Source organism: Mesorhizobium sp. M7A.F.Ca.CA.004.06.1.1 (genome assembly GCF_003999135.1).
Lineage (GTDB): Bacteria > Pseudomonadota > Alphaproteobacteria > Rhizobiales > Rhizobiaceae > Mesorhizobium.
On record NZ_RZPQ01000076.1, the window covers coordinates 1 to 13,518 of the forward strand.

Annotated in this window: 11 protein-coding genes and 2 pseudogenes; 5 read left to right on the forward strand and 8 right to left on the reverse strand. The window is 60.4% G+C overall.

Annotation, left to right across the window (positions count from 1 at the left end; all coding sequences use genetic code 11):
- Positions 1 to 267: pseudogene (locus EN906_RS07515) on the forward strand (co-chaperone GroES); the annotation flags it as partial.
- Between the two features lie 67 nt (positions 268 to 334).
- Positions 335 to 1,993 (forward strand): chaperonin GroEL, encoded by a 1,659-nt coding sequence (groL, locus tag EN906_RS07520; protein ID WP_127375122.1) that lies wholly within the window; start codon positions 335 to 337, stop codon positions 1,991 to 1,993.
- Between the two features lie 157 nt (positions 1,994 to 2,150).
- On the opposite strand, the gene EN906_RS07525 is transcribed toward groL, so the two are convergent.
- Together EN906_RS07525 and EN906_RS07530 are read right to left on the reverse strand one after the other, a co-directional pair.
- Entirely contained in the window at positions 2,151 to 3,152 is a 1,002-nt protein-coding gene (locus EN906_RS07525; RefSeq protein WP_024505900.1) for a zincin-like metallopeptidase domain-containing protein, read from the reverse strand.
- Between the two features lie 1,415 nt (positions 3,153 to 4,567).
- A pseudogene (locus EN906_RS07530) lies at positions 4,568 to 5,554 on the reverse strand (cation:dicarboxylase symporter family transporter); the annotation flags it as partial.
- 708 nt (positions 5,555 to 6,262) lie between these two features.
- On the opposite strand from EN906_RS07530, the gene EN906_RS07535 reads away from it, so the two are divergent.
- A complete protein-coding gene (locus EN906_RS07535) occupies positions 6,263 to 6,652 on the forward strand; it encodes a hypothetical protein (protein WP_024505560.1) in 390 nt (129 codons plus the stop codon).
- A 608-nt stretch (positions 6,653 to 7,260) separates the two neighbouring features.
- On the opposite strand, the gene EN906_RS38785 is transcribed toward EN906_RS07535, so the two are convergent.
- Both EN906_RS38785 and EN906_RS07545 read right to left on the reverse strand, forming a co-directional pair.
- Positions 7,261 to 7,395, reverse strand: a complete 135-nt coding sequence (locus tag EN906_RS38785) for a hypothetical protein (protein WP_256754986.1) — start codon at positions 7,393 to 7,395, stop codon at positions 7,261 to 7,263.
- Entirely contained in the window at positions 7,388 to 7,852 is a 465-nt protein-coding gene (locus EN906_RS07545) for a hypothetical protein (RefSeq protein ID WP_236383474.1), read from the reverse strand. The genes EN906_RS38785 and EN906_RS07545 overlap by 8 nt, the downstream gene beginning before the upstream one ends.
- Positions 7,853 to 8,451: 599 nt before the next feature.
- Between EN906_RS07545 and EN906_RS38155 the strand changes: the two genes are divergently transcribed.
- A complete protein-coding gene (locus EN906_RS38155) occupies positions 8,452 to 8,700 on the forward strand; it encodes a DUF6074 family protein (protein WP_063169245.1) in 249 nt (82 codons plus the stop codon).
- Positions 8,701 to 9,065: 365 nt separating this feature from the next.
- On the opposite strand, the gene EN906_RS07555 is transcribed toward EN906_RS38155, so the two are convergent.
- From EN906_RS07555 to panB, 4 genes are all read right to left on the reverse strand, one after another.
- Entirely contained in the window at positions 9,066 to 9,698 is a 633-nt protein-coding gene (locus EN906_RS07555) for an acyl-homoserine-lactone synthase (protein ID WP_126057769.1), read from the reverse strand.
- A 92-nt stretch (positions 9,699 to 9,790) separates the two neighbouring features.
- The gene (locus tag EN906_RS07560; RefSeq protein ID WP_126057768.1) at positions 9,791 to 10,510 is read right to left on the reverse strand and encodes a LuxR family transcriptional regulator; all 720 of its coding nucleotides are present in this window, start codon (positions 10,508 to 10,510) and stop codon (positions 9,791 to 9,793) included.
- Positions 10,511 to 10,608: 98 nt separating this feature from the next.
- Complete coding sequence (gene panC / locus EN906_RS07565) at positions 10,609 to 11,517, reverse strand: pantoate--beta-alanine ligase (protein WP_024505565.1); 909 nt, start codon at positions 11,515 to 11,517, stop codon at positions 10,609 to 10,611.
- A complete protein-coding gene (gene panB / locus EN906_RS07570; protein ID WP_127267032.1) occupies positions 11,514 to 12,350 on the reverse strand; it encodes a 3-methyl-2-oxobutanoate hydroxymethyltransferase in 837 nt (278 codons plus the stop codon). The genes panC and panB overlap by 4 nt, the downstream gene beginning before the upstream one ends.
- Before the next feature lie 171 nt (positions 12,351 to 12,521).
- Here panB and EN906_RS07575 point away from each other — a divergent pair, with 171 nt between their 5' ends.
- Positions 12,522 to 13,484 carry a membrane protein gene (locus tag EN906_RS07575; RefSeq protein WP_024505567.1) on the forward strand — a complete coding sequence of 321 codons (963 nt, stop codon included), beginning with the start codon at positions 12,522 to 12,524 and terminating at the stop codon, positions 13,482 to 13,484.
- Positions 13,485 to 13,518: the final 34 nt, after the last annotated feature.

Here is a 13,518-nt window from a genome sequence, read left to right on the forward strand (position 1 = left end):
CATGACCGCGTGGTCGTTCGCCGGGTCGAATCCGAATCCAAGACCGCTGGCGGGATCATCATCCCCGACACGGCAAAGGAAAAGCCGCAGGAAGGCGAGATCATCGCTGTCGGCTCCGGCGCTCGTGACGAAGCTGGCAAGCTGGTCCCGCTGGACGTCAAGGCCGGCGACCGCATCCTGTTCGGCAAGTGGTCGGGCACCGAAGTCAAGCTCAATGGCGAAGACCTTCTGATCATGAAGGAATCCGACATCATGGGCATCATCGGCTCATATCAGGCCTTTCCCCGTCAACTGAATTCCCGGGCTCGATCAAAGCCCCTGCCAGGAGCTAAAAATGGCTGCCAAAGACGTAAAATTCTCCCGTGATGCCCGCGAGCGCATGCTGCGCGGCGTCAACATCCTCGCCGACGCGGTGAAAGTCACGCTCGGCCCCAAGGGCCGCAACGTCGTCATCGACAAGTCGTTCGGCGCCCCGCGCATCACCAAGGACGGCGTCACCGTCGCCAAGGAAATCGAGCTTGAAGACAAGTTCGAGAACATGGGCGCGCAGATGGTCCGCGAAGTTGCTTCGAAGACCAACGACATCGCCGGCGACGGCACCACGACCGCAACCGTTCTGGCACAGTCGATCGTCCAGGAAGGCCACAAGGCCGTTGCCGCCGGCATGAACCCGATGGACCTGAAGCGCGGCATCGATCTGGCCGTGACCGAAGTCGTCGGCGCGCTCGGCAAGGCTGCCAAGAAGATCAAGACCTCCGAGGAAGTCGCCCAGGTCGGCACGATCTCGGCCAATGGCGATGAGTCGGTCGGCAAGATGATCGCGGAAGCGATGCAGAAGGTCGGCAACGAAGGCGTCATCACGGTTGAGGAAGCCAAGACCGCCGAGACCGAACTCGAAGTCGTCGAAGGCATGCAGTTCGACCGCGGCTACCTCTCGCCCTACTTCGTCACCAACGCCGACAAGATGGTTGCCGAGCTCGAGGACGTCTACATCCTCCTGCACGAGAAGAAGCTGTCCAACCTTCAGGCCATGCTGCCGGTTCTCGAAGCCGTCGTGCAGACCTCGAAGCCGCTGCTCATCATCTCGGAAGACGTCGAAGGCGAGGCTTTGGCCACGCTGGTCGTCAACAAGCTGCGTGGCGGCCTGAAGATCGCTGCCGTCAAGGCGCCGGGCTTCGGTGATCGCCGCAAGGCCATGCTGGAAGACATCGCCATCCTCACCGGTGGCCAGGTCATTTCCGAAGACCTCGGCATCAAGCTCGAGAATGTTGGCCTCAACATGCTCGGCCGCGCTAAGAAGGTGTCGATCTCCAAGGAGAACACCACCATCGTCGACGGTGCCGGCAAGAAGGCCGAGATCCAGGGCCGCGTTGCCCAGATCAAGCAGCAGATCGAAGAGACCACTTCGGACTACGACAAGGAGAAGCTGCAGGAACGTCTGGCGAAGCTCGCCGGCGGCGTTGCGGTGATCCGCGTCGGCGGTGCGACGGAAGTCGAAGTCAAGGAAAAGAAGGACCGCGTCGATGACGCCCTCAACGCGACCCGTGCGGCCGTCGAAGAAGGCATCGTTGCAGGCGGCGGCGTAGCCCTGCTGCGCGCTTCGGCCAACATCAAGGCCACCGGCGTCAACGCCGACCAGGCCGCCGGCATCAACATCGTTCGTCGTGCGCTGCAGGCTCCGGCCCGCCAGATCGCGGCCAACGCCGGTGCGGAAGCATCGATCGTTGCCGGCAAGATCCTTGAGAACAAGGGCGCGACCTTCGGCTACAACGCCCAGACCGGCGAATATGGCGACATGATCGCCATGGGTATCGTCGATCCGGTCAAGGTTGTCCGTACGGCTCTCCAGGACGCGGCCTCGGTCGCCGGCCTGCTGGTCACCACTGAAGCCATGATCGCGGAGGCTCCGAAGAAGGAGTCGGCTGGCGGCGGCGGCATGCCTGGCGGCATGGGTGGCGGCGGCATGGGCGGCATGGGCGGTATGGATTTCTAATCCAGCTCTGGCAGCTTTCGCAACGAGAGGGCGGCATCAATGCCGCCCTCTTTTTTTGCGAACCTCGGTCCGATGAACGATCGACGCCAACGCCGGCCATCGGCGTTAGGGCAACCTCAAAAGAACTGTCGAGTTGGTTGCGCGCGGCTTTGCGTCATCAGAGGCGCAAGGCGGTCGCGTGTGAGGATTGCGCGGTCCCATAGGCGGTTTCGGCATGTGCCTCACCTTCGACATCGACATTGCGGCCAAGCAGGAAATCGGCGGCTTTCGAGGCATGGCTTGCGGCGCGGAAGATGGCGCGGTTGTCCTCGCGCAAAACCGTCAGCCATGAGCCGATGTAGTCCGCATGGCGCACGGTCGGCTCGATGCCGAGACTGCTGCAGATGAAGGCTGATGCGATTTCGGCGACGAGTTCCTCGCGCGCATAGGTGTTGGACCCGAAGGAGCCGGATAGGTCGCGCGCGAGTCGCCTCGGGTGGCCGGTCCAGTGGCCAAGCTCGTGAAAGCAGGTCCGGTAATAGTCGATCTGGTGGAAGAAAGCCCGCTGCGGCGGCACCTGTATGGTGTCGCTGCCGGGCATGTAGAAGGCGCGCTCGCCGCCGATGCGAAAATCAGCGCCGGTTGCATGAATGAGCGCCTCGGCGTGCGGGACCATCTCGCGCTCAGGCAGAGGCTCGCCGGCGTCGTAAAGATGTTCGGGCAGATTATCGCACTGCGCGACATTGAAGACGGTGAAGCGCTTCAGGAAGGGCACCGCCTGCGGTTCGTCGCCATCGGTGTCGGCGCGTTGCTTTTCGTTCTTGGGAACAAAGCGGTCAGCGTGAACGATGGTGGTGCCGTGCTCGCCCTTTCTGACATTGCCGCCAAGCGAAAGCGCCTGCCGGAAGGTGAGCCAGTTCTGGCTGGGGAAACCGCGCTCGATGACCGCGCCCCACAGGATCAGGATATTGATGCCGGAATATCGGCGCTGGGTGGCCGCATTCCGCGGCAGGCCGAGGCCTGTCCTTGCCCTGCCCCACGGCTTGACCCATGGCACGGTGCCGCGCTCCAGTTCGGCAATGATGCGGTCGGTGATTTCCTGATAAAGGCTGGCGCCGGTGCGCCCGCCACTGTCTGCGCCAGCCTGTCGGCTGCCGCAACGTTTGTTGTTTGCACGCATCGTGATGTCCTCCGCTCTACAATCGCGCGCCCTCCCCGGAAGCGGGGTGGGCGGCAAAAGCGACCGGAAAGGCCCGCCGTCGGAGGCGGACTGCATCAGCAGGACCGGAACGGAGTGGAGGACCCGAAAGCGACAAGCGAAGGGTTGCGGGACGCCGCGGCGGGCCTAGAAGGGAGTGCTGCCCACCCTGCGCCAGGGGGAAGGCCACAATAGAAAGACGCCGGCCGACAGGCCGGCGACCGTCAGCAGCCGAAGGCTGCCCCGCGCCAGGGGGCGATGCCGCAGGGCCAAGACCGCCTGAGCTTGCCGAAGAAAAGCGGGCTCGGTTCACGAGCACCCGGCCAGCGACTTCAGGCGCGGGCGCTCAGGATTGTTGTTGGCGCCCACGGCAGCTGGATGACCGCAACAAGATTACGAGGAGCGACAGCAAAGCCAGCTGCCACAAACGGCACGCTCCGGCAACAACAGCGTGGCCGGTCTACAGATGCTGCCCCGCACGAGAGCCAGCACGCTTTGAGCGCGCATCGGCGATGCAAGCGTTGCAAGCTGGCCATGTCCACAAGGTCGGCGACCACTATATCGCCGACCACCAACGCGGGCGTACCGTCTAAGTGCAGACCTTTCGCGAGTGCGCGGACGCGCGCATTTCATCTGCGATGGCCGGATCTTGCATTCCCGCTTGAGCTGCTCAACGTCAAGGCCTACACGCGCTGCGATCTTGAGAGTGACCCTTCAACTGGGGGAAATCATAAGGGCGCGGTGGAATTCGTCGAACTTTCCCTGTTTTCTCGAGGCGAGTGCGGCAAAGGCTGGGAATTGGGAATCCGGTCCCAGGACCGGGAACTGTTTGATCACAAGCTTCAGATTGGGTTCATGCTTGAGGCTTTTTGGTAGTTGATATCAGCCAGTCTGCAATGCGGACAGTTGTGGTAGTCATTGAATATGACCAGAACGGCATCGCCTTGCGGGTTGCCGGCGATTGGCGAAGAAGATCGTTGTCGAATGCGCCGCTCCACTTTTGCCTGCGGTCGACCACGCCTGCCGGTGCAGGTTCGCGCTATATTGGCTCGCCAGCAAGGCGAGGAGTAAAAGAAGAGCTGCGACAGTGATGGCAGTCGGCTTAGACATGAGTCTCCAATCCATGGACGGCGTGGCAGCAACGGCCCGCCTTTTTGGTGTAAAATGGGTCGGTTTTGATCGTGCCCCGCAGTTGCTACAGGCGCACAGGTGCCGGTGCGATCTGGCGGTTTCTCAAATACGGCTTTGCGCCATCGGGTCCACCCCAATAGTTGAGCGTCGTTCGCACGGGGAATTGTGTTCACCACGCCGGGCGACTTGACCGTCCACCGCCAGAGCGCTGAACGGTCCGCTAGTGAGGCGCTCCCCGAATCGTCGTTTATCCCGCTCGCCCCGGACCGGGTGACAGCCAGCGTTGCCGCTACGCTGCGGAGAAAAACCGTCAGCGCGTGGCATTCGGACATAAGCTGATCAACGCCAAGAATAAGCCCCACGGAGGTGACCGGTGCGGCCGGAACAAGAAAGAGCGTTGCAGCCATTGTGACGAGGCCTGCACCGGTAATGCGGGTTGTTCCGTTCGAAGGGAACAATGCGACAAACAGCATGAGGATCCGGCAGCCGATCGGGAGATCAGTTTTCGTCGCTTGGGCGATGAAAAGGGCGGCGAGCATCATATTCGTGCCGTCCAGATTGAATGGAATGAGACCCACGACCGAATGCGTGGCGCCGGCCTTTTCCATCTTCTCCATGAGCGAGGCCAGCGCGGCCTCTGAGGAGGACATTGCGAGCAGCAGCTCGTCCTTGATGTATCGGACGAGAGAGAAGAGCGAGCGGCCGTTGTAGCGGCAGACCGCGCCGAACAGGACCGAGAGGAACAGGACCGAGAGGAACAAGACTTGCAGGATGTCGCCTTCCGCGAAGGCACTGGCAATCGTTGACGGGATGATGTTCATCAGGAAGCTGGTCACGGACTGCTCGTGAGCCGTGGCCACATAGCCCTTAACGGCTTCGACATCGAGCGAGGCCGGATCGATGTTGAGGCCGGCGCCAGGCTGAACGATATTCGTGACAATCAGCCCGACAACAAAAGCGAGCGTCGAGAAGGTGAGAAAATAGACCATCGCCTTGGCGGCAACTCGGCCGACCTTCTGCAGATCGCTCATGCCGGCAATGCCGGTCGCTATTGTCAGGAAGATGACAGGTACGGTGATTATCTTGACGACCTCGACGAAGGCATCGCCGAGCGGCTTCAGGCTGTGGCCGGTCTCCAAATGGAAATAGCCGATTGCGGCACCCAGGATTATGGCGGCAAGTACCTGCACGTAGGTCCGGGCAAAATGGCGCTTGCGGGGCGCTGCGATCGCGCGGGGAACTCTTGGAACCAACACCGTCTCTCTCCTTGACCGGATCGGGGTGGGGCTCCTCCCTCTCCCATGCAGTGCTCCGGTCGAACGCTGCGCCCACTTCGGCGCAAACGATGTGCCAAATAGCAAAGAGGGGAAAACGCGCAGGACCTCACGCAATGCTTGCGATTCGCTCTCCCACACTCGTGCAGTGGTTGCCTGTCGCAACTATGGAAGGCTAAATTCTTGGGAATTCCAAAGGTCGCTCTTTGCGTCGGCGCAGCTTGGCTGCCTGGAAGGTTCCCTCTTTGCCTTGCGGTCTGCGAGCAGGGTCCAGATGGTCATCATTTGGCTGCGCGCCGCACGGGGCTCGAAAGATTCAATCGAGGACGGGTCCTCTTGGAAAACGGGGGCAGCGTTGGTCAAGCCCTTCCACCCTGCTGTCCCAATGGTGTTCAGAAGCTCAGTTCACGATCAAGCGATGGATCAGCGTCATCTGGCGTTTGCGCCATCGCGGCGGCGTTGCAACGGGTCTGCCAAAGATGAGAAGGCCGCGAGGCAGGGTCCGAGACCTAGACTCCAACCTCATAGCGCGCTCGGCTCGCGTTCGGAAGGTTCGAACCGCAGCACGATCAGGTGGCGACACCGTTGGTCGGAACCGGAACCCGACGAATGATCGTTCGTGACCGACATCTGTGAACAAGCAGTATGTGTCATTGCAATCACCACCCGTTGCGCGGAAATGCCCATATGGCCGTGAATGAACTGGATTTGGTGATTTTCCAGATGGCGGTGGAAAGCGTCCGCTTGCTCTCTTCAAGCTTTGATGAGAAGGCGGCTGAGATAGCCACGAGGAGCCGTGGTAGCCTTCTTTTTGACGTGCGGGTGGACGGTGACCTGGAGGTCCAGCGAGTCGCAGCCATTGGATATCCAGGCGACAAGATCGGTGTGGTGGCATTGGACCGAGAGGGCCTTGTTAGCTGTTGTTGCCTTGTCAATGGCACCTTCTCACCTTTCATTGCACCGTTGGAGAACTGGACCAGCATGCCCCTTTCGATGCAGGCCCAGATCGATGTCACAGGCTATGCGAGGCTCCTTCTGGCCGCCTTGCGAAATGCTGGACATATGCTGGACAGGTAGCATCGCGATGATGTCTGTGATGAGATGGTGCAAACGGCTGGATGAGGCGATCGCTTGCTGGCAGCTTTGGCAACAAAGCGATCGGTGAGTTCGCAATGCTGGAACACGTCCTATAGACTCTGCAGTTAAGTTAGCGGACTACGATCTGACGAATGCCCTCTGACAGTCTGCATGGCGCGGCATGCCCTCTTAGGAATGCAGCCGTGGTTCTACACGATCGGCTGTTTTTGTGTCGAAGGCGACGGGCACGCCATGAACGAAGGAAGCGGCCGCCAACAGTTCCTCCAACTCGCGGTCGGTGGCCTTGCATGCCGGCATTAGTGTTCGGATGGCGCGGATCGCCTGCGCCATGGAGAGAAGCGGACCCTTCCCCTGGAAAGGACATAGGCTTCTGCGGCTTTTTCGACGGTGACAGTGTGAAACGAATTGGTCATGACGAATTCCTCCCTGAACCCTGACCAACCCGACTTATGGCACGAATTCGACCGCCTTCAAGCCTATGTCCGATTGCGGACAATCGCTGCGATTCGTTCAAAACCGCTGATGCTTTTGGGCGACCTGGTGAGGGGCAAGGAGACGTCGGCTGAACCCGTTTCAACCGACATGCTTCAGGCAGCGGCCAGGCCGAAATAACGCTGCTCCTCCTTGTCATAAGCGCCATGTGTGAGCTTTATCAATCCGGCACGGTCGATGATCGTGATCTCGCCGCGCTTGGCGTGCACCAGTCCTCGATACTCAAGCATTTGCAGGGCCGTGGTGACCCCGGGCGGTGGGCGCGAGCATGGTCGCCAGAAATTCATGCGTCGGGAGGATCTTATCTCCTTCCGCACGGTCGTGGACCATCAAGCTGCCAGCGGGCCAGCCGTTCTTCGATCTTGGAGTGGCCATTGACCAGTGCCGTCCGGCATGATTGGACGAGGAACGCGTGGGCATAATCCAGCACTGAGGTGCGAAGCGACGGGCTAATCGCAGGGCGAAGGTTTTCAACCGGCAGGCGCCAGGTAGTGCTTTCAGAATGACGGCAATTCCTTTCATCCCGTCATCGCCGACAATGCCGACTTCACCTTGCCGCCCGCCGGTCATGGTGGCGACCACCGACGCGATGCCCCTCTCGGGAAAATATACGTTCTTGATCGGCTGATGCGCGACCTCCAACTGGTCCTTGATGCCCGGTTCGACGTGATGCAGCGATGGTCGCAAAAGCGCGAAGTCCTGCGGGGTGAGGGCTTCAGCACCTGGTCGCGAAAGAGGGATCGGGCAAGGCTCTCTTCCAACGGGGCAAGAGCGCGTACGTCTTACTGTCGGCTGCACCGAAGTAAATGCCGGCCGATGCCAAAGCATAGGCCTCGAAACGCGCGATTGCAAAGCCCTGTCGGGGCAGTGCAGTCATGCTAGAAGTCGCGCCGCCTACGATAGGCAGCGGATGACATGATTCCCTTCTGCGGCGGCCACCAAGAACGGCTCGGGCACGCTTTAATCGTTCATACACAAGCTCGCAGGAATGTAAGCAGCGGAACAATCGGGTGATTCGTACCGCCCTGCCCTTTCAGAGATCAAGTCATTGGACGTCAATTCGGCTGGAACGCCTCGTCGAACGGCCCAGGAAAATGCAGCCGGATGAGCAATGGTGGTTCACCTTATGTGCGGTCCCGGATATGCGGTCCGGCGGCTCATCTCCCAATGGCTTGTCGATGGGGAAGTGGAACTCGTCATGTCGCCGCGAACCGTCACCGCGCTAGCGGGGCTCTTTTGAAGACGCCGGTGTTTTTCTTTGTGGAACTGAATCTGTGAGGTGATTGATGCATGAATCAAACATTTGCGTATTTCCGCTGCATCGGCGACGTATATTGGTCGAAAGTATCGCCCAGGCCCTCGAGACCAAGAACGGCGAGGCGGCGAGTGCGTTCTGGCGCTGTGCTGCCAAGAAAATGCTCATTCAATTGTCCGATGTAGGAATTGCGCCAGAGCTCGCTGCGCAGGAGGTTGGAAGCCTTCTTCATGCGGTCTTGGACGACATGGCCAACCGAACGGTAATGCACAAAGCATAGGCTCGGGCGCTGTTGGACCGCGGTCAGCTCGGGTCCTTATCAGGGGACTGCTCCGACTGGCCGACGGTCCGGCCAAACCGGCATACCGGCAAAGCTTTGAGGTTGCGATCGCTCACGGCGGCCGGTCCAATATTCTAAGACGACTTCAGAAGCCACGTTGGCTTCTTTGGACGAAGCCGAGGGGCGCCATTTTGGCGTGCTCACGCTGGACTGCGGGTTGCGCCTACGGAAATCCAAAGTCCGGCCGCGCGAGCCAATCGACCGGAACAGTCGAAAGCTCGTGGGGGCGGGTCCGCTCACCCTCACGGCGGCGGTGGCGGCCGTGAGCAGACTTAACTCAAGTCACGGCTGAGCATCCGCAGGCGCTATGCCGATTGGATGAGAACTGGTTGCCACAACACCGGCCCGTTGAGGCGTCCCCTCCAGCGGATGCGCAAGAGACTGGCGTAGGAAATATCGAGGAAGCCGGCGACTGCCTCGGTGTTGCCGACCTGCTTGGGCTGTCCGATACGTGACAACGGCCAGGTCGCGAGACGAAGGATCCTTTCGATGCGCGTATCTGTCACCGTTACGATCCCGGAGAGATTGTTGGCCAAGCCGAATTCGATGATCCCCGCGAAGAGCTCGTAGGTTGCTTGGGCCAGGCCGCCAGCTGCCTTCGGCGCTGTCGCAGGGAGATCGAGCGCGAAACGACTACTCTCCCAGATATCGGCACTCGCAGGGACCACCATCTCATCCAGCAGCGTCGGAAACGTATCGCGCAACATTGTCGGTCCGGTGGTCGGCAAAAGGCGGACGCAGCCGCAAGTTCGCCAATCGGACCCCTTAAGAAGCAGGTAGACGGGGTTCAGGCTGTCAAACGGGTCCGTTTCCATTTCGCCTTCGGTCTGCACTTCCCAATCGAGCCGCTTCTTGAAAACCCGATACCTAAGTCCGTGCATTTCCTTGAGTTCGCTCGCAAACTCGGCGTAGCAGTCGGGTGTTATCAGCTGCATCATTGTCGTCTCCGTGCGGGATGTGTCCACGCAATCGAAGGGCAAAGCCGTCATGAATGCAGCCTGTAGACCTTTACAGCTAGACTTGGAGAGGATCAGGATCTCGCCCGAGCAGCCATCCGCACTACGGCCTGGTTGATGGTTCGCACGCCAAGCTTCGCCTTGGCGTTTTCCTGATGGAAGGTCACGGTGCGTTTCGAGACACCGAGAATCTGGCTGATATCCCAGGCCGACTTGCCGCACGCCGCCCATTTCAGGCACTCGAACTCCCGCCGGGTGAGCGTTATGCCATCTACCACGCAATCTTCGGCGAGCCTGCGCCGGGCATGGATATGAACGTTGATCGCAACCAGTTGCATTGCTTTTTCGTAGCGCGTCAGCGACCTCAGAAATGGCGGATGCGCCTCGTTGGAGGCGAAGGTCAGTGCGGCGAACCGGCCGCGATGATCATGCATCGACATGGTCAGTCCGCCGCGAATGCCGAACTCAGCTGCTTTTTCCAGGACTTCCTGCTGAGAGGTCGGCAAATAACGGTGATCGCGGTCCACACCCCAGTCGAAGGTATCCCAGCCCCGCAGTCCCCGCAGGATCACGGGATCCACGCTGTGGTAGCGCTGTTGCAGGTAATGTGATGTCCATGATGATGGATAATTCGAGATCAATCGCGGCCTGTCGCCGGAAGCGGATGGGTAGGTGAAATAAGCGAAGAGCGGAAAGTCGAACCCGGCTGCGGCGGACGCCATTGCCTCATGGAGATCGACGGCATCGACGCTTGCAGAGAGTTGCTCGACCAAGGTTTCAAATACGCGATGCATCTGCGCTTAGCGTACCTCGCGGAGGTTGCTGGAAGCCGACGGAGACGTGGTTCTAAATGATGGCCTGTCCCTGCAGGGCATACGACGCGCCGCCGTCATCACCGCAATTGCTGTGCTGCTTCCGATTGGAGAGAGCTCCGCCCACCTGACCAACTACCGATGGGTGATATTGCGACGTTATCGATGAGCCGCGTGTCGCCAAGCCAAGCCGCAGCAAGCAAGCGTGCCGGTCGGTCAAGGCTTGCTAACGATTGCAGGTCTGTTTCTCCGCGAAGCTCCAGGTATTCGAGCTCGCGATAGCCGGCAGCCAGAATTGCTGCACGCGCTTCATCAAGCGTAGGCAGGATGGGGGAGCCGCGTGCAAGCCGCTCGGCCGTATCGAGCAGGACCGATGCTAGTTTTGGGGCAATGGCGCGTTGGGCTGGGGAGAGCCGCACGTTACGCGACGATAGCGCAAGACCATCGGCTTCGCGGACTGTCGGACAGGGCACAATAGTGATCGGAATGTCGAGATCCCGGACCAAGCGCCTGACAAGCTGAAGTTGCTGAAAATCCTTTTCGCCAAAAAAGGCGAAGTCAGCGCCGGCCTGCAGGAAGAGCTTGGCCACGACCGTCGCCACGCCATTGAAATGGCCGGGCCGGAATGCGCCGCAAAGGCATTCGCTGATGCCGGACACTGAAACGGCCGTGGCGAAGCCCACCTGGTACATTTCCTCTGTGTCCGGCACATAGAGCAGATGCGTGCCCAGCAGAGCGAGCTTGGCAGCATCGTCGCTTTCCGTCCGAGGGTAGGCAATCAGGTCGGCGGGGCTGTTGAACTGCTTGGGGTTTACGAACAGCGTCACGATCACCCGCTCGGCCCTTTCGAGCGCCTTCCGCACGAGGCTCAGATGCCCGTCGTGCAAGGCTCCCATGGTCGGCACAATACCGATCGTGGCACCCGAGCGACGCCATTGCGCAACGACGCCGCGCAGCTCGCTCACGGTTCGAGCGATCGGCACGCTCATGTGAAGTCACCGGCCTTAAAGGCGTTGACATAGAGATGTTCGACCGCCGGAAAGTGCCGGTTCCGCACATCGGTGGCGTAAGCGGCGATTGCCGCCTCAGCCTGCTCACCGAGCTCGGCATAGCGTTTGACGAACTTCGGCCGAAATGAGGTGAAGAGCCCGAGCATATCGTGGCTCACCAGAATCTGGCCGTCGCAAGCTGGCGAGGCACCGATGCCGACTGTGGGTATGTCGATATCGGCGGTTATCTGCCGTGCAAGCTGCTCCGGTATCTTTTCCAGCACCAAGGAGAAGGCGCCCGCTTCGGTTACCGCCCTGGCGTCGCGCCTGATCCGCTCTGCATCGGCTCCCCGGCCCTGCACACGATAGCCTCCAAACGTGTTTACCGCCTGCGGCGTCAGGCCCACATGGGCCATGACAGGTACGCCGCGCGCGGTAAGGAAGCGGATGGTTTCCGAGATGGTCTCGCCGCCCTCGATCTTTACCGCTGAACAACCGGTCTCACCCATCACGCGCGCAGCGTTGCCGAAAGCGTGCTCTGGGCTTTCCTCATAGGAACCGAAGGGCAGGTCGACGACCATCAGCGCGTGTTCAAGGCCGCGGCGAACGGCCTGTCCGTGCATGATCATCATGTCGAGCGTGACCCCCAGCGTCGACGACAGGCCGTGCAGCACCATGCCGACGCTGTCGCCGACAAGAACGATGTCGCAGTGGCGATCGAGCAGCCTCGCGACCGGCGTGGTGTAGGCCGTCAAGCATACAAGTGGCGTCTGGCCTTTTCGCGATCGAATATCTGGAGGAGTCATCCCTTTTATCTGACCAGCCGCGCTCAACCGAGGCCCCTTCCCTTACGTTACCAACAGCGGGTGTCGCGTTTGGCATATTTTTGTGCGACTGCGAAGAGCTAAAAACAGCGCTTGAGTACTCCGGTGTTGACGTGCTGGCTGCCAAGGTTACATTCAATCGATTAAGGCGCTCCGTTGGGCCAACCCGCTTTCGCAAACATGGATCCTCAGACAAGAAGAACCAAGAAAGGCAAAGCCGCCGTCAAAGCTGACGAAGCCAAAGTGGACCTGACTGCCGTCGTGGTCGCCGTAAACGACAGTGAGCCCTGTGTCCTCACAGTCGGTCATGCGGACACCCTCCCTTCCGGACCTTTTGCCCTTGAGCATCGATCACTGCAGTCGGGTTTGAGGGGGTGGGTGGAGCAGCAGACCGGCCATGCACTTGGATACATCGAGCAACTCTACACCTTCGCCGATCGCGATCGCATCGGCACTGAGCGCCACCAGCGCGTCATCTCAATCAGCTATCTCGCATTGACCAGGAAGGAACAGGCAACGAACTCGGCCGCGTGCGGCTGGCAAAGTTGGTACGAATATTTTCCCTGGGAGGACCACCGCTTCGGCACGCCGCCTGTGCTGCTCGATAGATTGCGGCCCCGCCTGATTGAGTGGGCCGGCGGCGCCAGCGAGCCGACCACTCAACGCGAGCGCCGGCAGCGCGCTGCGATAGCCTTCGGCTTCGACGACCGCCATTGGAACGAGGAACTCACGCTCCAACGCTACGAGTTGCTCTATGAAGCTGCTCTGATTGAGGAGGCCGGTGGCGGCAGGGACGCGATTGCGGCCGCGGCTGGCAAACCAATGGTCGCTGACCACCGTCGTATTCTGGCAACCGGGATCGCGCGGCTGCGTTCGAAGATCAAATACCGGCCGGTCGTGTTCGAGCTTATGCGGCCTTCCTTCACGCTGCTGCAACTGCAGCGAACCGTGGAAGCTTTGGCTGGCAGGCTGATCAACAAGCCGAACTTCCGGAGATTGGTCGAGCAGCAGGAACTTGTTGAGGAGACCGGGGAGACCTCCCTCGACACGGGCGGCCGACCGGCGAAGCTTTATCGCTTCCGGCATGCCGTCCTCGACGACAGGGCTATCGCCGGGACAAAATTACCGCTGGCGCGGGCTTGACATACTTATAGTCAAGGTAGTTATGTTCCCTTAT